This window comes from Flavobacterium sp. W22_SRS_FP1, from assembly GCF_052113685.1.
In the GTDB taxonomy this organism is placed as follows: Bacteria; Bacteroidota; Bacteroidia; order Flavobacteriales; family Flavobacteriaceae; genus Flavobacterium.
Map to the genome: position 1 here is coordinate 73897 of NZ_JBGQOE010000006.1, position 17535 is coordinate 91431.

The 17535-nt window shown below is 35.6% G+C and carries 18 protein-coding genes; 6 read left to right on the top strand and 12 right to left on the bottom strand.

Annotation, left to right across the window (positions count from 1 at the left end; genetic code table 11):
- Positions 1 to 49 precede the first annotated feature (49 nt).
- A complete protein-coding gene (locus ACEN2H_RS05475) occupies positions 50 to 1300 on the top strand; it encodes an ABC transporter permease (RefSeq protein ID WP_441731170.1) in 1251 nt (416 codons plus the stop codon).
- A 118-nt stretch (positions 1301 to 1418) separates the two neighbouring features.
- Positions 1419 to 2465 (top strand): NAD(P)-dependent alcohol dehydrogenase, encoded by a 1047-nt coding sequence (locus ACEN2H_RS05480; RefSeq protein ID WP_441731172.1) that lies wholly within the window; start codon positions 1419 to 1421, stop codon positions 2463 to 2465.
- A gap of 68 nt (positions 2466 to 2533) precedes the next feature.
- Here ACEN2H_RS05480 and accD read toward each other — a convergent pair whose 3' ends face one another.
- The 3 genes from accD to tamL all read right to left on the bottom strand — a co-directional run bounded on the left by accD (position 2534) and on the right by tamL (position 7150).
- The gene (accD, locus tag ACEN2H_RS05485; protein WP_441731174.1) at positions 2534 to 3388 is read right to left on the bottom strand and encodes an acetyl-CoA carboxylase, carboxyltransferase subunit beta; all 855 of its coding nucleotides are present in this window, start codon (positions 3386 to 3388) and stop codon (positions 2534 to 2536) included.
- A gap of 65 nt (positions 3389 to 3453) precedes the next feature.
- Complete coding sequence (gene fbaA / locus ACEN2H_RS05490; RefSeq protein ID WP_441731176.1) at positions 3454 to 4521, bottom strand: class II fructose-bisphosphate aldolase; 1068 nt, start codon at positions 4519 to 4521, stop codon at positions 3454 to 3456.
- Positions 4522 to 4588: 67 nt separating this feature from the next.
- Positions 4589 to 7150, bottom strand: coding sequence for a translocation and assembly module lipoprotein TamL (gene tamL, locus ACEN2H_RS05495; protein ID WP_441731178.1), 2562 nt, complete (start codon positions 7148 to 7150; stop codon positions 4589 to 4591).
- 37 nt (positions 7151 to 7187) lie between these two features.
- Here tamL and ACEN2H_RS05500 point away from each other — a divergent pair, with 37 nt between their 5' ends.
- The gene (locus ACEN2H_RS05500; protein ID WP_441731180.1) at positions 7188 to 7916 is read left to right on the top strand and encodes a TrmH family RNA methyltransferase; all 729 of its coding nucleotides are present in this window, start codon (positions 7188 to 7190) and stop codon (positions 7914 to 7916) included.
- Positions 7917 to 7943: 27 nt separating this feature from the next.
- On the opposite strand, the gene porT is transcribed toward ACEN2H_RS05500, so the two are convergent.
- Together porT and ubiE are read right to left on the bottom strand one after the other, a co-directional pair.
- The gene (gene porT / locus ACEN2H_RS05505) at positions 7944 to 8663 is read right to left on the bottom strand and encodes a type IX secretion/gliding motility protein PorT/SprT (RefSeq protein WP_441731182.1); all 720 of its coding nucleotides are present in this window, start codon (positions 8661 to 8663) and stop codon (positions 7944 to 7946) included.
- Between the two features lie 20 nt (positions 8664 to 8683).
- A complete protein-coding gene (gene ubiE, locus ACEN2H_RS05510) occupies positions 8684 to 9415 on the bottom strand; it encodes a bifunctional demethylmenaquinone methyltransferase/2-methoxy-6-polyprenyl-1,4-benzoquinol methylase UbiE (RefSeq protein ID WP_441731184.1) in 732 nt (243 codons plus the stop codon).
- A gap of 221 nt (positions 9416 to 9636) precedes the next feature.
- Between ubiE and ACEN2H_RS05515 the strand changes: the two genes are divergently transcribed.
- The gene (locus tag ACEN2H_RS05515) at positions 9637 to 9954 is read left to right on the top strand and encodes a hypothetical protein (RefSeq protein ID WP_441731186.1); all 318 of its coding nucleotides are present in this window, start codon (positions 9637 to 9639) and stop codon (positions 9952 to 9954) included.
- 55 nt (positions 9955 to 10009) lie between these two features.
- Here ACEN2H_RS05515 and ACEN2H_RS05520 read toward each other — a convergent pair whose 3' ends face one another.
- Complete coding sequence (locus ACEN2H_RS05520) at positions 10010 to 10492, bottom strand: dihydrofolate reductase (protein ID WP_441731188.1); 483 nt, start codon at positions 10490 to 10492, stop codon at positions 10010 to 10012.
- An 11-nt stretch (positions 10493 to 10503) separates the two neighbouring features.
- Positions 10504 to 10836, bottom strand: a complete 333-nt coding sequence (locus tag ACEN2H_RS05525) for a 2TM domain-containing protein (RefSeq protein ID WP_441731190.1) — start codon at positions 10834 to 10836, stop codon at positions 10504 to 10506.
- A gap of 237 nt (positions 10837 to 11073) precedes the next feature.
- On the opposite strand from ACEN2H_RS05525, the gene ACEN2H_RS05530 reads away from it, so the two are divergent.
- On the top strand, positions 11074 to 11370 hold the full coding sequence (locus ACEN2H_RS05530) for an isoamylase early set domain-containing protein (RefSeq protein WP_441731191.1): 297 nt from the start codon (positions 11074 to 11076) through the stop codon (positions 11368 to 11370).
- 24 nt (positions 11371 to 11394) lie between these two features.
- Here the strand turns inward: ACEN2H_RS05530 and ACEN2H_RS05535 are convergent, their stop codons facing one another.
- From ACEN2H_RS05535 to ACEN2H_RS05555, 5 genes are all read right to left on the bottom strand, one after another.
- Positions 11395 to 12219 carry a thymidylate synthase gene (locus ACEN2H_RS05535; RefSeq protein ID WP_441731193.1) on the bottom strand — a complete coding sequence of 275 codons (825 nt, stop codon included), beginning with the start codon at positions 12217 to 12219 and terminating at the stop codon, positions 11395 to 11397.
- Positions 12220 to 12241: 22 nt separating this feature from the next.
- Positions 12242 to 13525: an amidohydrolase family protein gene (locus tag ACEN2H_RS05540; protein WP_441731196.1), complete on the bottom strand. Its 1284-nt coding sequence runs from the start codon at positions 13523 to 13525 to the stop codon at positions 12242 to 12244.
- Between the two features lie 151 nt (positions 13526 to 13676).
- On the bottom strand, positions 13677 to 14309 hold the full coding sequence (locus ACEN2H_RS05545) for a bifunctional nuclease domain-containing protein (RefSeq protein WP_441731198.1): 633 nt from the start codon (positions 14307 to 14309) through the stop codon (positions 13677 to 13679).
- 142 nt (positions 14310 to 14451) lie between these two features.
- On the bottom strand, positions 14452 to 15420 hold the full coding sequence (locus ACEN2H_RS05550) for an electron transfer flavoprotein subunit alpha/FixB family protein (protein WP_441731200.1): 969 nt from the start codon (positions 15418 to 15420) through the stop codon (positions 14452 to 14454).
- A gap of 79 nt (positions 15421 to 15499) precedes the next feature.
- Complete coding sequence (locus ACEN2H_RS05555) at positions 15500 to 16246, bottom strand: electron transfer flavoprotein subunit beta/FixA family protein (RefSeq protein ID WP_441731202.1); 747 nt, start codon at positions 16244 to 16246, stop codon at positions 15500 to 15502.
- Positions 16247 to 16511: 265 nt separating this feature from the next.
- Between ACEN2H_RS05555 and ACEN2H_RS05560 the strand changes: the two genes are divergently transcribed.
- Positions 16512 to 17489, top strand: coding sequence for a pyruvate dehydrogenase complex E1 component subunit beta (locus tag ACEN2H_RS05560; RefSeq protein ID WP_441731205.1), 978 nt, complete (start codon positions 16512 to 16514; stop codon positions 17487 to 17489).
- The last annotated feature ends 46 nt before the right edge of the window (positions 17490 to 17535 follow it).

A 17535-nucleotide genomic window follows, 5' to 3' on the forward strand; every position in this document is an offset into this window, starting at 1 on the left:
GTTTTTGAATAATATTTATAGAATTTTACCGTAACACAAAAAGTTTTTTATGTTAGTATATCTCCGTTTATTAAAAGAAAGTTTTGCTTTTGCAATGAGTGCATTACGCAGTAATATTTTGAGGACTTTACTTTCTTTGTTAGGTGTAACCATAGGAATTTTTTCGATTATTGCCGTCTTGGCCGCCGTGGACTCTTTGGATAGGAAGATAACGAAAGATTTGAGCGGTTTAGATAAAAACACCATTTATCTGATAAAATTCTCTTTTGGCCCAACAGATGTTCCACAATGGAAAAGAGAACAATTTCCAAATATGAAGTATGATGAATATACTTACATGAAAGGGGCTATGACGAATACTGATGAATTATCGTATCAAGCTTTCGTCAAGAGAGAGTCCATAAAACACGATTCTAAAACAGTTAGCGATGTTAATATGGTGCCAAGTTCCTATGAATTTAGCGACATAGGAGGGTTAGAATTTGAAAAGGGGAGGTTCTATAATGAATCAGAAGGAAATTCTGGGTCAAGGGTTATTGTATTGGGTAATGAGATTGCAAAATCACTATTTGACGAATCTGAGCCCATCGGAAAAAACGTTAGGGTCTATGGTCAGCGTTTTACGGTTATTGGTGTCTTGAAAAAACAAGGTGCCGCATTATTTGGAGACAGCGATGATACCTCAGCTTTCATTCCGGTCAACTTTATCCGGCAATTGTACGGAGATAGCAATACTTCACTTACAAACGCCATTATCTTTAAGCCTGTCAAAGGGGTTGATATGGGAGCATATAAAGCAGAGATTTCTCAAAAACTGCGCTCTTTTCGGGGGTTGAAAGCTGGTGACTCGGACAATTTCTTTATAAATGTTTTTTCGGGTTTTACAGATCTAATTGACGGTATCATATTAAACATGAAATTTGGTGGTTGGTTGATAAGTCTTTTCTCTTTATTGGTTGGTGGCTTTGGAATTGCCAACATTATGTTCGTGTCAGTTAAAGAACGTACAAATTTAATAGGCATTCAAAAATCCCTCGGCGCCAAAAACAGATTTATATTATTTCAATTCTTATTCGAAGCCATTATACTGTCAGTAATTGGTGGTATGATAGGCTTGCTGTTAGTTTGGATTATTGCATTAGTATTAACCAATATGTTAGACTTCGATTTTGTTCTAAGTATGAGTAATGTTCTATTGGGGACTTTATTGGCGGCAATAATTGGTTTGATATCCGGTATTCTTCCCGCAATTTCTGCATCGAAATTGGATCCAGTGGAAGCCATCAGGACGGGAATGTAAATAGTTAAAATGCAAATGTTGGTTCGAATGCGCGGACTCATTTTAATTCATTTATACTAATATTAACACGGTAAGACTTTCATTTTTTGTAATTTTGAGTTCATTTAAAACTCAAAATATGACAGCAATTAAAGCTTATGCAGCATACGATGCGGAAACTCCATTAAAACCATACACTATCGAAAGAAACGATATTGGGGAGAAGCAAGTGCAAATAGAGATACTATATAGTGGTGTATGTCATTCTGACATACATACAGCAAAAGGAGATTGGGGTCCAGCTATTTATCCATTAGTACCTGGGCATGAAATAGTTGGTAAAATCACAGCAGTTGGTAATGGGGTTACTAAATTTAAAGTTGGTGAATTGGCTGGCGTAGGCTGTTTTGTAGACTCTTGTAGAACTTGTGTTAGTTGTAAGGCAGGTGACGAACAATTTTGTGAGGAAGGAATGACCGGAACTTACAACAGTTATGAAAGGGGAACAACAAGACCAACTTATGGCGGATATTCAACCAGTATTACTACTGATGAAGATTATACATTGCATGTCTCGGATAAATTAGACCTTACGGGAGTGGCACCTTTATTATGTGCCGGTATTACGACCTACTCTCCATTGCGTCGTTTAAAAGTAGGTAAAGGACATAAAGTAGGTATTTTAGGTTTAGGTGGTTTAGGACACATGGCTGTTAAGTTTGCTGCTTCTTTTGGAGCAGAAGTAACAATGTTAAGTCACTCTCCATCTAAAGAAGCTGATGCTAAGAAATTAGGGGCACATCATTTTGCATTGACTTCAGATGCTGAAGTAATGAAATCATTAGCAAATGAATTTGATGTAATTCTGAACACCGTTTCAGCAGATCATGATTACAATGAATACTTAAACTTACTGAACACTAATGGGACTATGATTATCGTTGGAATGCCTTCTGCACCAGCTGTGATCCCTGCTGCGACATTAGTTTTGAAACGCAGAAGTATCATGGGAAGTTTGATTGGCGGAATTGCAGAAACACAAGAAATGCTTGATTATTGTGCAGAGCATAATATTACATCCGACGTTGAAGTTATCGATATGGCTTATATCAATGAAGCATACGAGCGCATGAATAAAAGCGATGTTAAATATCGTTTTGTAATTGATATGGTGTCCTTGAAATAACATAGCGGTTAGCCAACTAACTTATTTTTAAAGCAAAAAAAATCCCGATTTTCATCGGGATTTTTTATTTATCTAATATCGTTGTTTTGAATCAAATCAATATACAAGTTAATTTTGTCTTTCAATTCTTTTCGTGGCGTTATGAAATCCAAGAATCCATGTTCCAGAAGAAACTCGGCAGTCTGGAAACCTTCTGGTAAATCTTTACCAGTCGTGTCCCGTACTACTCGTGGTCCTGCAAACCCAATTAATGCGCCAGGCTCAGAGATATTAATATCTCCTAACATTGCGTAAGAAGCAGTTGTACCTCCTGTCGTTGGGTCTGTACACAATGAAATGTAAGGGATTTTTGCCTCGGCAAGCTGTGCAAGCTTTACGGATGTCTTGGCTAATTGCATCAAAGAATAAGCTGCTTCCATCATTCTTGCTCCACCAGATTTTGAAATCATTACAAATGGAATGTTGTTTTTGATAGCATGATCGATTCCTCTTGAAATTTTCTCGCCTACTACAGCTCCCATGGATCCTCCAATAAATGCAAAATCCATACAGCAAATAACTAGTTCTTTACCTTTAGACCTTCCAACTCCGGTACGCACTGCGTCTTTAAGCTGGGTTTTCTCCATAACGTCTTTAAGTCGGTCTGCGTATTTCTTTGTATCGACAAAGTGCAAAGGATCTTTTGAAGTCAAGTTTTTGTCTAGTTCAACAAATTCATTGTTGTCAAATAAAATTTCAAAATAGGTGTCACTACCAATTCTGACGTGAAAACCATCTTCGGGACTTACGAATAAGTTCCGCTCCAGTTCATCAGCATCAATAATTTTTCCGGTAGGTGATTTATACCAAAGTCCTTTTGGAACGTCCATTTTGTCTTCGGTAGCCGTCGTAATCCCTTTTTCTTTTCTTTTAAACCAAGCCATATAGTTTTTCTTTTTTAATCTCAAGTTAAAAGTTGCACATCTTGAAATGTTAAACTTAAAACAGTTTAAAGTGTATTCACGTTGTTTAAGTCAGCAAATGCTTGCTCTAGCCTAGCATTGAAAGTCAATTCGCTTTCACGTAACCATTTTCTTGGGTCGTAATATTTCTTATTTGGAATATCAGCACCTTCAGGGTTACCAATCTGTGTCTTTAAATAGTCAATGTTTTTTACCATATAATCACGGATACCTTCAGTGAATGCAAATTGTAAGTCAGTATCGATATTCATTTTTATTACACCATAACTAATACCTTCTCTTATTTCTTCTAAAGTAGAACCAGATCCGCCATGAAATACAAAATCAACAGGATTAGGACCTGTGTTGAATTTATTTTGTACGTAATCTTGAGAGTTCTTTAAGATTTTTGGAGTTAGTTTCACATTTCCTGGCTTGTACACACCGTGCACGTTTCCAAAAGCTGCCGCTATTGTAAATCGAGGGCTTACTTTTGAAAGTTCCTCGTAAGCATATGCAACTTCATCAGGTTGAGTATATAGTTTTGAACTATCAACATCTGAGTTGTCAACGCCGTCTTCTTCACCACCTGTAATTCCAAGTTCGATTTCTAATGTCATTCCCATTTTGCTCATTCGCTCAAGGTAACCTTTGCAGATTTCGATGTTTTCTTCGATCGGCTCTTCAGATAAGTCAATCATATGAGAGCTGAACAATGGTTTTCCAGTTGCTGCAAAATTTGCTTCAGAAGCATCTAATAATCCATCGATCCAAGGTAATAATTTCTTGGCGCAATGGTCAGTGTGCAATATAACAGTTGCGCCATATGCCTCTGCTAACGCATGGATATGTTTCGCACCAGCAATTCCACCAGCAATTGCCGATTTTTCATTAACATTTGAGAGCCCTTTTCCAGCATTAAACTGCGCACCTCCATTAGAAAATTGGATGATTACTGGCGCATTTAGCTTCGCAGCTGTCTCAAGAACGCTGTTTATTGTGTTTGATCCCGTAACATTTACCGCTGGTAAAGCAAATCCTTTTTCTTTCGCATAATTGAAAATTTCCTGTACCTGATCCCCTGTAGCTACGCCCGGTTTGATATTGTGTGCCATTTTAAATTTTTTTAGTTGGTTTTTTTAGTTTTTAGTTTAAGACAGCAAAAATAAGAATTTATTAGCATTAGAAGGGGTAATTTATTCCAAAATTTAAAACGGAGTGGCCAAAGTTGTAGTCACGAAACCATTTTTTACCCGTTTCATCAGCAGGATTATAAGTTTTAAATCCAAGATCAAAACGAATTACAAAAAAATTTAAATCATATCTTAATCCAAAACCAGTACCCAAAGCAATGTTTTCGAGGCTTTTAAAACCCGTAAATGTTGATTTTTCGTCAGTTACATTATCATAAACATTCCAGATATTACCCGCGTCAGCAAAAACGGCTCCTTTTAAATCTCCTAAGATTTTAAATCTAAATTCACTGCTTAATGCAATTTTCATGTTTGCTTCATTGAAGTCATCCAATGCTCCGCTACTTCCAGGCCCTAAACTATATGGTTGCCATGCTCTGTTGTCGTTTGATCCACCTGAGAAATAACTTCTCGAAAAGGGAACGTTGTTCGAATTTCCAAATGGTATTGCGATTCCAAAAAAGGTTCTGATTGCAAACACTTTTTCTTTAGTCAGATCCCAATGTTTGATGTAGTCAAATTCTGTTTTTAGATATTCTGAATATTCTAAATTAAAAAGTTCAAAATTGCCATTTTCATTTCTTGTTTGTTTTGTCGTGTTTGAAACTAGGGACAATAGGGATCCTGCAGATTCTATTTTTGTTTTGAAGAGATAAAAAGTATTGTCCAGTAAATCTGTTTTGGTTGTTTTTGTAAAAGTAAAACTAGTTGCGAGAATAAAATCATTTTCAGTAAGTCGCACTCTTCGTTCTTCGATACTTTTGACACTTTCAAAATCTGCCTGCTGTATGGGGTTTAAAAAGTTGCCGCTTCCTTTTAGTACATCATTGGTAAAACCGCTCGTTCCATCCTCAATGATCAAATTTCCGTCTTTAAAATAAGAAGTGTTATTACTATATGTTTGTCCAATTTCATTTAGTGCGTTATAGGAAGACCCATATACATTAAAGTAATTTTGCGGATTCAGATTTCTTACAAATTGCACGTTGAAAAGATCGAAACGCGCCGTGTTTTTCTTTGTGGGTGTCCAGTTATAAGAGAATGATCCTGTGAAATTTTCTTTATCTAAGCCAATGTTTTGTTGTCGGGCAAAACCTATAGCCATTAGAGTCGAGGGAATCATACTTTTTTTAATGATCTTTTCGGTGGAGAAAGGCATGAAAATTCGTGGAAGATTTAATTTTAAATCGAGTCCATATTCCGAGACATTAAATAGCTGATTATTTGGGTTTGCTAGATCCTTTGATGATCCAATATTTCCACGAGCTGAAAGTTCTAATGTTTCGGCGCCATTAAAAACATTTCTGATTGTTTCAGAAATACTTAGGGCAATTCCAATGTCCTGAATGTTTGAGTGCGTAACATCTAATGAGGTCCCAAAACTATATTTTTTGCGAGGAGTCAGATAAATTTTAGCTATCAAAGAACTAGACGTTGTGTCTCTTGAGTCGATTTCATATTGGATACTTGGGTAATTAAAGATCTTAAGATTATTTAAGTACCGTGTTGTCAAAATAGTATTGTTGTCGGCAAATAGACTTCCTTTTGCGATAAAAATAGCATCCGTAATGGCTTGGGGTTTGTATCGTAATTTGTTGTGACTATAGAAATTAAAGTTTTTATAGGTTGTACTGTCAGTAAATTCTAAACCACTGTTGCTTGGAGAGTAATCTGTATAAATGTTAACGTCACTTATTTTATATATTTTAAAGGGTTCAGTTCTAGTAGAATCTTTTTCTTGATAGGAGTAGTCATCGATGATTAGATTTACATCTGCTTTGTCTTGTTTGTTTATGGTATCGATATCAAAGCTTACGTAAGTAGGTTGGAAAAAATAAACTCCGTTATTTCTAAAATTTGCGGCAATTCTGTTTTTTTCATCTTCAAAATCGACTGTTTTGTATTGCTTACCAGACTTAATCAAACTGTTGGGTCTTATAGTTTCATATAGTGAGTCTAAGACAGGCGTGCTAATACTTGTTCTTATGCTGTCAATAACGTAACCTTTTCCAGTGGTAATTAGGTATTTTATGTTTGCTCTTTTGATACTCAACGTGTCTATTTTTTCCTCTGCTTTTACATTAAAAAAGCCATTGTTAAAATAGTAATACTTTAAACGCAATAATGATTTGTCCGTTTTTTCCTTTTCTATAATTACGGGTGGTTCTCCTGTTTTTTTTAAGAATTCATGAATTCCATGATACCAAAAGGATTGTCCTAGTCGATCCACTTGTTTTGCGGATAGCCATTTTGATTTTCTTTCATATTTCCCAGGATTATTAGTAAATTTGGCTTGGTAGGTGGAGTCAGGGTTTAGATTCGCTAAATTATATAAGTTCAAACGTAAACGAAAACCCAATAATAAACTACTGTTAGGGTTTTGATACAACTGATTAAAGACATCTTCCTCCTTAGTTGCTTTGCCATTTACCGCAATTTTATTTTTCATCAGGAGTTGTTTTCCATCAGGAACTCTTTTTTCAGCATTACAAGCTAAAATCAGTGTTGTTATTAGGATAAATGCTGCTATTTTTGTCGAAATTTTTCTCAAGTGTTTTAAAATATTTAATTCAAAAGTACATATTTTTATGGTCAGTAAAAACCAAATAAAGCTTATATCGAGTTTACAACAAAAAAAGTATCGAATTACCCATCAATTGTTTTTTGCCGAAGGCATAAAAGTGATTCGAGAATTACTGGAATCTAAATTTGAACTCGAACAATTGTACACTACTCAAAATGATTTTGAAGATGTTTTGCTAACAAAAAAGACATTAGTTAGTGAAGCAGATTTAAAAAAAATTACCGCGTTAGCGACACCAAATACTTGTTTGGCGGTATTTAAAATGCCCGTTGAGAAAAAAATAAAGGAGGTGGGTCTAATCCTTGCTTTAGATTCTATACGTGACCCTGGAAACTTAGGAACTATTATGAGGCTATGTGACTGGTTTGGGATTGACCAATTATTGTGTTCAAAGGAAACAGTTGACATATACAATCCAAAAGTAGTACAGGCAACGATGGGGTCTATTGCAAGGGTAAATGTAAATTACGTGGATTTAAACAGCTTTGTTTCGGAGACCAGATTAGCTGTTTTTGGAACTTTTATGGATGGCTTGAATATTTACAAATGTACTTTGCCGCAAGAAGGGCTCATTATCATGGGCAATGAGGCAAACGGTATTTCGAAGGAGCTTGAAAAAGTAATAAAAAACAAGCTTTCAATTCCTCGTTTCGGGGACGTTCAAGAGACAGAAAGTTTAAATGTAGCGAGTGCAACCGCAATAGTATTAAGTGAATTTAGGAGGAAAAATTAATTTAAAATTGAGGGACTTTTCCTTTTATTAATGAAACGTGAAATTAATCAAGATAGCTCTGGATTTTAAAGACCCAATATTACTGGTCCACGGGCTATTAGGATCATTGTCGCGTATTAACTCATCAGAAAGTCCAAAGACACCTCTTATCGAAGGAGAAAATATAAAATATTCTGAAAAAAGATCAATACCAAAACCCAGTTCATAACTATTAGTCCAGGGTTTTACTCTAAATTTTTGCTCAGAATTATCATCTTTTGATTTTGAATAACTAGATAAATTTAGAGTTGCGGAAACACCTCCTACTAGGTATGGTCTGATATTACCAGTTCTTAGTGATGAAAACTTTAACAACAAGGGGAAATGAATGTAAGTGCTGTTTACTTCTCGCAATTTATCTAAAGCTGTTGCTGTCGATTGGAAATAGGAATCAGGATAGTTTAAATCTCTTTTTGTGTAGTAGAGTCCCGGTTCAAAGCGTAAGTTAATGTATTCTTGCAGTTTTAAATCTCCCACTATTCCAACATTGAATCCAGTTGTTTTTTTAACTAAAATATCGGGTCCTACACTTTTATAATCTATTTTGAAGTCAAAAGAGTTGAAGCCTAAATAAAAGCCATAATATACTCTTGACTTTTGAAAATTCTCCAAATTTATTATAGGGTCTTTAGCAAACATGCTTTTTTTAAGCTGTGAGGTTCCTGTGAAGGATAGGCCTAGTAAAACAACGACAACTATTTTTCTCATATAGGAAATCCTTCTAGGGGTTATTTTTTGGATGCAGAATAGATAGTAGCCACTCCAAAGGTTTGCGGCATCGATACTACATCTATAAACCCAACTTTCTTCAAAATATTGTTTAGAGCTTCTCCGTAAGGGAATGCTGCCGCTGATTCAGACAAATATCCGTATGCTACATCGTCTTTGGAGAATAACTTTCCAATAATAGGCAGTATGTTTGTGCTATAAAAATTATAGCCTTGTTTGTAAGGAGTTTTATCCGGTACAGAAGTTTCTAAAATCACAAAGACCCCATTTGGTTTTAAAACTCTCAGTATTTCCGCCAATCCTTTTTCGAGGGTTTCAAAGTTTCTGACACCAAAGGCAACTGTTATTGCGTCAAAGGAATTATCCTCAAAAGGCATATTTTCCGAATCGCCTAAAATCATTTCTATAGTGTTGCTCAGTTTTTTAGCGGCAATTTTTTTCACCCCCACTTCTAGCATACCGGCAGAAATATCCAAGCCAACTATTTCGTCCGCGTTCGTTTGTGCCATTAAAATGGCCAGATCGCCAGTTCCTGTTGCGATATCCAGAATTTTTTTCGGATTCGATTTAGCGACAAGTTGTAAAACCTTTTTACGCCACTTTATATCTATTCCAAAAGAAATGACACGGTTCAAACTGTCATAATTGCCGGATATGGTGTCGAACATTTTTGCAACTTGTTCTTTTTTGCCTAGAGCTGAATCTTTATAAGGTGTTATGTTTTTGGACATTTTTTTTAATTTGCACAAATATAATACAATCTATTTTGAACTGTAAATAGATTTTGCAGAACTAAGAAGAAATTATTTTAAAAAGATGTTTTTTTTAGTTTATAATAAAATAATGTGAAAGAGGTTGTCTACAAATTATTTAAAATATCACTAAAAGTGGGTATTGTGGGTAAGGATAATAATAACGAGTTTTACACGGTTAAATAAAGTAATTTTAGTCAATGATTAAAAAAGAATTAATGATCCAAACCAAGTGTTTGCTTCTTGCGCTAATCATGTCGCTTGTTCTTGTTGGTCTTTTTGATGGTGCTGTTTTAAGAAACAGTAATGCATTTTTAGCGCAACATACGTTCTTAGGATTAAATTTGTTTTTGGAAATTTTTATTTATTTTGTCTTTAGTACCTTCGTGGTATTTGGTATTAGAGGCTTTTTTGAGATGTACTCTCAGAAAACATCAAACGCTATCATCTTCATTTGTGGAGTTTTTTTAGCATTCGTGATTTTTGTATTATGTTATCAAATTATCTTTCAAGAGTAGATCATTTATTCAATCATTGATTTAAAACGAAACACCCCGACTTGTTGGGGTGTTTTTATTTTCTAGAGTAGGTTTGATATGTATAATCAAAAAGATGCCTTTCGTCCTTTGCTTGAAACTCAGAATTTATTATTTCCCAATCTTTAAGTTCGATTTCTGGAAAAAATGCATCTGCTTCAAAATTATGATGGACTAATGTGAGTTCGATTTTGTCCGAAAAAGGCATTCCTAAAGTGTATATTTCTCCTCCACCTATTATATATGAATTTTGATTTTCTGGGCAAACTTCAATTGCTTCTTCCATACTGTGGACTACGATACATCCTTCGGGAGCATAATTTTTTTGACGGGTTATTACAATATGAGTTCTGTTTGGCAGCGGTTTTACTAGGCTTTTAAATGTTTTTCTACCCATTATGATATGATGTCCTGAAGTAAGGGTTTTAAATCTTTTAAAATCATTAGGTAGATGCCAAATCATCTCATTGTTTTTTCCAAGTGCATTGTTTTCAGATGCTGCGGCAATCATTATAATCATATTTGTTGTTTTTATTTGGAAGTGTCTTCAGTAATATGCATTTCTAATTCTTCTATTTTTTTTTGTTGCAGAGCGACAAGACGATCTATTTGTTCCCTTTCCCAGTTTTTATTCATAAATCGGTCAGTAATGTAGACTTTAATAAAGTGCAAGATAAAAAGGAATAGCCACACTGTAATTAACCATTTATACCAGTTTGTAGCATGGCTAAAATTAAAAATTTTTGTAGAAACAAAAAGAAACAAACTCGCTAAGAATAAAAGAACAAAATGAAAATAGATTCCCTTCTTTTGTTTTATTCTTTTACGGGCATATTCGTAGAGTTCATGTCGATCTCTTTCCATAAGTTGAATTTTAGTTTATAAAGGTAAAATTTAATTTGTAAAGTCACTATTTAGGATAAGGAATATTTATTATGAAAACGTTTTCTTTTTTATTTAAGAAAATTTAGCAGCTGTTAAGTTAATAAATTAGCTAAAATTTAACATAGTTTTGGACATTGTCTTAAAACTTCATATGGTGTGTAAAAAGTACATTGTAATTTGTTTTCTTTGCTACATAAATCTAAAAATGAAATAGTTATGTCAATAAAAAAACAGTTTATAAAAACGAAACCAGTTTGTAAAGTTACTTTTTCTGTAGAGGCTAAGGAGGCAAATGAAGCTTCTGTTATCGGTGATTTTAACAATTGGAACCAAGAAGATGGAGCTTTAAGTAAGTTAAAAAACGGAACTTTTAAGGGTGTTTTTAATATAGAAAAAGATGCTTCTTATGAATTCAAATATGTAATCGACGGAGCCTTCGTCAATGATGCTCAGGCAGATTCTTTCTTATGGAATGAATATGCAGGAAATGAAAATGGGGTCTTGACAGTTTAGACTTAAAGCTGCTTTTAGTTCCTTTTATACCGCTACGCTGCCTTTTATTCCGGGATGTGGTTCGTAACCTTCGAGGGTGAAGTCGTCAAAATCAAATTCGAATATGTTCTTTATTGTTGGATTAAGGATCATTTTTGGTAATGATTTTGGCTCTCTTGATAGTTGCAGTTCAAGTTGTTCAAAATGATTGTTATAAATATGTGCGTCGCCAAAAGTGTGTATGAATTCACCCGGTTCTAGATCACATACTTGAGCAATCATCATGGTTAATAACGCATATGAGGCAATATTAAAGGGCACTCCTAAAAAGATGTCGGCGCTTCGTTGGTATAATTGGCAGGATAGTTTCCCGTCGGCTACGTAAAACTGGAAGAAGGCATGACAAGGGGGTAAGGCCGCTTTGTTGTTGGCTACGTTTTCGTCAAATGATTTTGTTGTATCCGGTAGTACTGAAGGATTCCATGCGGAAACTATCATTCTGCGGCTATTAGGATTGGTTTTCAATTCAGTAATTAGATCCGTGATTTGGTCGATTTCTTCACTGTTCCAATTTCGCCATTGGTGACCATATACAGGTCCTAAATCACCATTTTTATCGGCCCAAGAATCCCAGATTTTAACACCGTTTTCCTGAAGATAATTTATATTTGTATCTCCTTTTAGAAACCAAAGCAATTCGTAAACAATTGATTTAAGGTGTAGTTTTTTTGTGGTGACCATTGGGAAACCTTCACTTAGGTCAAAGCGCATTTGGTATCCGAATACGCTTTTTGTACCAGTTCCTGTTCGGTCTCCTTTTTGGCAACCGTTTGCCATTACGTGTTTTACTAAGTCTAAATATTGTTTCATTGAATTGTGGTGTATGCTGGTTTTAGTTTTTATATATTTTTCCGTCCTTCATTACAAAAACTACTTTTTCTAAGGTTCTAATTGTGCTCACCGGGTTTTCATCAACAGCAATAATATCTGCTAAGAAGTTCTCTTTTATTTGGCCTGCTTGGTCACCAATACCTAATAGCATAGCATTAGTAATTGTCGCAGACTGTATTGCTTCTAAGGGGGGCATTCCCGCTTCAACCATGTATCCAAATTCTTTTGCATTGATTCCATGAGGAAAGACTCCGGCATCAGTCCCAAAAGCAATTTTAACCCCTTTTTTGTAAGCCTTAGCAAAAGTGGACTTAAGTTTTGGCCCTATTTCGCGGGCTTTAGGAACTATAATATCGGGGTAAAACCCATCGATTTCTGCATTTTTTTCTACTTCTTTACCTGCACTAAGGGTAGGTACTAAGTACGCGTCGTATTTTTTCATCAACTCCATAGTTTCTTCACTCATGAAAGTTCCGTGTTCAATAGTTTTTATACCACCTAATATAGCTCTTTGGATCCCTTCGTCTCCATGCGCGTGCGCTGCTGTTAACATGTTATAGTCTTTGGCTGTCGTTGTGATAGCTTTGATTTCGTCTATAGAGAATTGTGGGTTTTTACCGTTTTTTGCTACGCTCAAAACGCCACCTGTCGCTGTGATTTTAATTACGTCGGCACCTTCTTTATAACGTTCTCTTACTGCTTTTACTGCTTCCTCAGGAGAATTGATTACTCCTTCATGCGGGCCTGGATCACCTACGAGTTTTCGGTTGCTTCCATTGGTCGGGTCTGCGTGTCCTCCTGTTGTAGATATCGCTTTTCCAGCAGTAAAAATTCTTGGGCCTTTTACAATACCTTTATTGATTGCATTTCTTAAAGAAATATTAACTCCAGTACCACCTAAATCACGGACGGTTGTAAATCCAGCTAAAAGAGTTACTTCTGCACAACCTACAGCCTGAAATGCAATGTCAGCCTCGTTGTCGATGTACTTTGACATGTAGCTGTCGCTGTCATGTTGTCCTTCTATGTGAACGTGTAAGTCAATAAGTCCTGGTAATACATATTTATTTTTAAGATCTATTTCAATGTCTTGAGAATTTGCTTTTGAGATAAAACCATCTTGTATTTTTGTTATTTTGTTTTTAGAAACAATAATGGTTTGGTTTGATAGTTCTTTGCCGGATTGGGTATTTAGGATTTTTCCGCAATGCAAATAATATTCCTGGGAAGAGGCACTTGAAAAAATAAATAACGTTGCGAGAACGAGCAGGAAATTTGATTTCATAGATTATTTTTATCAATATTATTAAAGAAGCACAACATTAATCTTTGTGTTAAACTTAAGTATATCTCTTCAAAAGTAACCAATGGATAATTTAAAGTTTAATGTAAATGCTTTTTTGGTTTAAATAGAAAGAAAATGAATAATAATAAAATTACGATTCCCTTTTTGAAATTTCGTCTCTTACTTTTGCAGCTTTTTCGTAATCTTCCTGGGCTACTGCTTGGCCAAGTAGTTCATTCAATTCTTCTAGACTTTGTCTAATATACGGTCGATCAGATTGACGTCCTTCCTCTTCTTCTTTGCCAAAAGATTTTGGATTCGAAAACATTTCGTCTATTTCTTGCGCGTCTTTATCCTCTTCCAAAGAGTTTGCTTTCAGATAAATACCAGCTTTGTCTAGAATATTTTTATATGTAAAAATAGGTGCATTGAAACGTAATGCCAGCGCAATTGCGTCTGAGGTTCTCGCGTCTATGATTTCTTCTATTTTATCCCTTTCGCAAATGATACTAGAGTAAAATACTCCATCGACAAGTTTATGAATAATTACTTGCTTGACAACGATATCAAAACGCTCTGCAAAATTTTTAAATAAATCATGCGTCAAAGGACGTGGTGGCTTAATTTCTTTTTCTAAGGCAATTGCGATTGACTGTGCTTCAAAAGCACCAATTACAATGGGTAACTTTCTTTCGCCGTCAACTTCATTCAAAATTAGAGCATAGGCCCCGTTTTGTGTCTGACTGTATGAAATTCCTTTTATGGATAATTTAACTAAGCTCATATTTGTTGAAATGGAAAAGTGCGTTGCACTGCGTTTTTTAATAATAAATTAGGCTGCGTGAATCTTAAAAAAAGTAATGCCTAAAAGCAAAGATACAAATATCTCGTTTTTTAGGCATTACTTTTTCAACAGATTTATTTAATTATGACTGCTGCGCTTTAAAAGCTTTAAATTTTTCTATTAATCTTGGCACAACATCAAAGGCGTCTCCTACAATTCCATAGTCGGCCACCTTAAAGAAAGGAGCTTCAGGGTCGGTATTGATAACTACTTTTACTTTTGAAGAGCTGATTCCTGCTATATGTTGTATCGCTCCTGATATACCAATGGCAATATATAAATTAGTTGCAACAGGTTTCCCTGTTTGTCCAACGTGTTCTCCATGAGGTCTCCACCCAAGGTCGGAAACTGGTTTAGAACAGGCTGTAGCTGCGCCAAGAACTGTGGCCAACTCTTCAACCATATCCCAGTTTTCAGGTCCTTTTAAACCACGACCTGCTGAAACTACAATATCTGCATCGGCAATGGCTACCTTTCCAGATATTTTTTCTACTGATTCTACTTTTACTCCAAAATCACTTTCTCCGATTGACGGATTGAAGTCTTCCTCAGTTAATGTCGATTCGGTTTCAGAAATACCGTATGAGTTTTTGGCAAGACCAAGAACTTTTACGTCAGTTGAAATTTCTGTTATGTTGAATGCTTTGTTTGAGAAAGCATTTCTTCGTACTTGAAAAGGAGAAGTGCTTACAGGCAGTCCTACCACATTTGAAGCAAAACCTGCTTCGAGAGCCACTGCTACTAGCGAAGAAAGATAAATACTGTCTGTAGTTGAAGATAGTAGAACTAATTTAGCACTTTCTTTTTGTGCCGCTTGTTTAATAACATCGGCATATGCATTGGCGGTAAAGTCCGCTAATTTGTCATTGGTTACCTTTAATACTTTATCTACACCGTATTTTGACAATTCCGAAACATCTCCTGCATTTACAGTTACCGCTGTTACGGTGGTCCCTAATGATTCTGCAACTTTCTTTGCATATGAAGCTAATTCGAAAGCAACTTTCTTGAACTTACCTTCAGCAGATTCTGCGTATATTAATATTGACATAAATTCTTTTATTTTGAATGTTGAATTATGAGTTTTAAATTTGGAACGAGAATGGTAAATCTCGGATTAAAAATCACTGTTATATTACCTTTGCTTCGTTATGTAATAGGTCGATTAACTCATCTAAATTATCGGCAGAAATTAATTTCACGGCCGATTTAGCAGCTGGTTTTTCAAATTTCACCGCCTTAGTATTGATTGATGCTTCAATCGGCTCTACAATCGTTAACGCTTTAGATCTTGCAGTCATAATTCCTCTCATGTTAGGAATGCGCAAGTCTTTTTCTTCAACTAACCCTTTTTGACCACCAATAATTAATGGAAGCGAAGTAGAAACAGTTTCTTTACCACCGTCAATTTCTCGAACTGCCTTTACAGCTGTTCCTTCAACTGTGATGCTAGTGCAGGAGTTGACGAAGTTATTACCTAAAATTGCGGCAATCATTCCCGGAACCATTCCTCCGTTATAGTCTAATGATTCTTTTCCTGCGATGACTAGGTCATATTCTCCGTTTTTAATTACTTCAGCAAGTTGTGTTGCTACAAAAAAACCATCGGTTGGACTTGCGTTGACACGAATAGCTTCGTTTGCGCCAATTGCTAATGCTTTTCTCAAGGTAGGCTCTGTTTCAGGTCCGCCAACATTAGCTACGGTTACAGTTGCCCCTTGTTGTTCTTGGAACCAAATAGCACGCGTCAAACCAAATTCGTCATTTGGATTTATCACATAGGACACACCGTTGGTATCAAATTCGGAATCACCATTGGTAAAATTAATTTTGGAAGTAGTATCAGGAACGTGACTGATGCAAACTAATATTTTCATAGGTTTATTTTTTTTATTCTAAAATTGCTGTTACAAAATTAGAATAATATTTTGAATAATATACTATGCATGCATAATAATTATTAGAACTATTACGATTTCGTAGCTTCGGTTGCGACAGAGTCCTTTTTCCGCCTGCTTTAGTGGCAGGAAGATATAGCTTGTAGTCGTAAATAGCTTCTTTTTATTTTAGGCTATTTTATGCATTTAAATGATATTAAATATTTATTTTTGCTCAAGGAAAATTACACTTACAATATCAAATATGAGAACGATACAATTTAGAGAGGCCATTTGCGAAGCAATGAGCGAAGAAATGCGTAATGATGAGTCTATATACTTAATGGGTGAAGAGGTTGCCGAATACAATGGCGCTTACAAGGCATCAAAGGGTATGCTTGCAGAATTTGGAGAAAAAAGAGTTATCGACACTCCAATTGCAGAGCTAGGATTTACGGGAATTGCAGTGGGTTCCGCAATGAACGGCTGTAGACCAATTGTGGAATACATGACTTTTAATTTCTGTCTTGTCGGAATTGATCAAATTATAAATAATGCAGCCAAAATGCGTCAGATGACGGGAGGCCAGTTTAATGTGCCTATAGTTTTTCGTGGGCCGACTGCTTCAGCTGGACAATTAGGTGCAACTCACTCTCAAGCATTGGAAAATTGGTTTGCTAATACTCCCGGTCTTAAGGTAATTGTTCCGTCTAATGTTTATGATGCAAAGGGGCTTTTAAAATCCGCTATTCGTGATAATGACCCTGTAATTTTTATGGAATCTGAACAAATGTACGGTGACAAGGGAGAAGTTCCAGATGGTGAATATACTATCCCAATTGGTGTTGCGGACATCAAACGCGAAGGAACTGATGTTACTATAGTTTCTTTCGGAAAAATTATAAAAGAAGCTTATATCGCTGCAGAGGAATTGGCCAAAGAAGGGATTTCATGTGAGATTGTCGATTTGAGAACCGTGCGTCCTATGGATCACGAAACAATCCTAACTTCAGTAAAAAAAACCAATAGATTGGTAGTTCTTGAAGAAGCTTGGCCTTTTGCAAGTGTAGCTTCTGAAATTGCATATATCGTTCAAGAGCGTGCTTTTGACTTTTTAGATGCGCCAATACAAAGAATCACGACTGCCGACACACCAGCGCCTTATTCTCCAGTATTATTGAAAGAATGGTTGCCAAACGCAGATGATGTAATTAAAGCGGTTAAAAAAGTAATGTATAAATAATACAATAATTCGGTTATAAAATCTTCATCATGCGTAAGTATGATGA

What these genes read in the sequence shown, in the direction of transcription:
- ACEN2H_RS05475 (WP_441731170.1), top strand. Translation starts at nt 50, where the DNA reads ATGTTAGTATATCTCCGTTTATTAAAAGAAAGTTTTGCTTTTGCAATG.
- ACEN2H_RS05480 (WP_441731172.1), top strand. Translation starts at nt 1,419, where the DNA reads ATGACAGCAATTAAAGCTTATGCAGCATACGATGCGGAAACTCCATTA.
- accD (WP_441731174.1), bottom strand. Translation starts at nt 3,388, where the DNA reads ATGGCTTGGTTTAAAAGAAAAGAAAAAGGGATTACGACGGCTACCGAA.
- fbaA (WP_441731176.1), bottom strand. Translation starts at nt 4,521, where the DNA reads ATGGCACACAATATCAAACCGGGCGTAGCTACAGGGGATCAGGTACAG.
- ACEN2H_RS05500 (WP_441731180.1), top strand. Translation starts at nt 7,188, where the DNA reads ATGGTCAGTAAAAACCAAATAAAGCTTATATCGAGTTTACAACAAAAA.
- porT (WP_441731182.1), bottom strand. Translation starts at nt 8,663, where the DNA reads ATGAGAAAAATAGTTGTCGTTGTTTTACTAGGCCTATCCTTCACAGGA.
- ubiE (WP_441731184.1), bottom strand. Translation starts at nt 9,415, where the DNA reads ATGTCCAAAAACATAACACCTTATAAAGATTCAGCTCTAGGCAAAAAA.
- ACEN2H_RS05515 (WP_441731186.1), top strand. Translation starts at nt 9,637, where the DNA reads ATGATTAAAAAAGAATTAATGATCCAAACCAAGTGTTTGCTTCTTGCG.
- ACEN2H_RS05520 (WP_441731188.1), bottom strand. Translation starts at nt 10,492, where the DNA reads ATGATTATAATGATTGCCGCAGCATCTGAAAACAATGCACTTGGAAAA.
- ACEN2H_RS05525 (WP_441731190.1), bottom strand. Translation starts at nt 10,836, where the DNA reads ATGGAAAGAGATCGACATGAACTCTACGAATATGCCCGTAAAAGAATA.
- ACEN2H_RS05530 (WP_441731191.1), top strand. Translation starts at nt 11,074, where the DNA reads ATGTCAATAAAAAAACAGTTTATAAAAACGAAACCAGTTTGTAAAGTT.
- ACEN2H_RS05535 (WP_441731193.1), bottom strand. Translation starts at nt 12,219, where the DNA reads ATGAAACAATATTTAGACTTAGTAAAACACGTAATGGCAAACGGTTGC.
- ACEN2H_RS05540 (WP_441731196.1), bottom strand. Translation starts at nt 13,525, where the DNA reads ATGAAATCAAATTTCCTGCTCGTTCTCGCAACGTTATTTATTTTTTCA.
- ACEN2H_RS05545 (WP_441731198.1), bottom strand. Translation starts at nt 14,309, where the DNA reads ATGAGCTTAGTTAAATTATCCATAAAAGGAATTTCATACAGTCAGACA.
- ACEN2H_RS05550 (WP_441731200.1), bottom strand. Translation starts at nt 15,420, where the DNA reads ATGTCAATATTAATATACGCAGAATCTGCTGAAGGTAAGTTCAAGAAA.
- ACEN2H_RS05555 (WP_441731202.1), bottom strand. Translation starts at nt 16,246, where the DNA reads ATGAAAATATTAGTTTGCATCAGTCACGTTCCTGATACTACTTCCAAA.
- ACEN2H_RS05560 (WP_441731205.1), top strand. Translation starts at nt 16,512, where the DNA reads ATGAGAACGATACAATTTAGAGAGGCCATTTGCGAAGCAATGAGCGAA.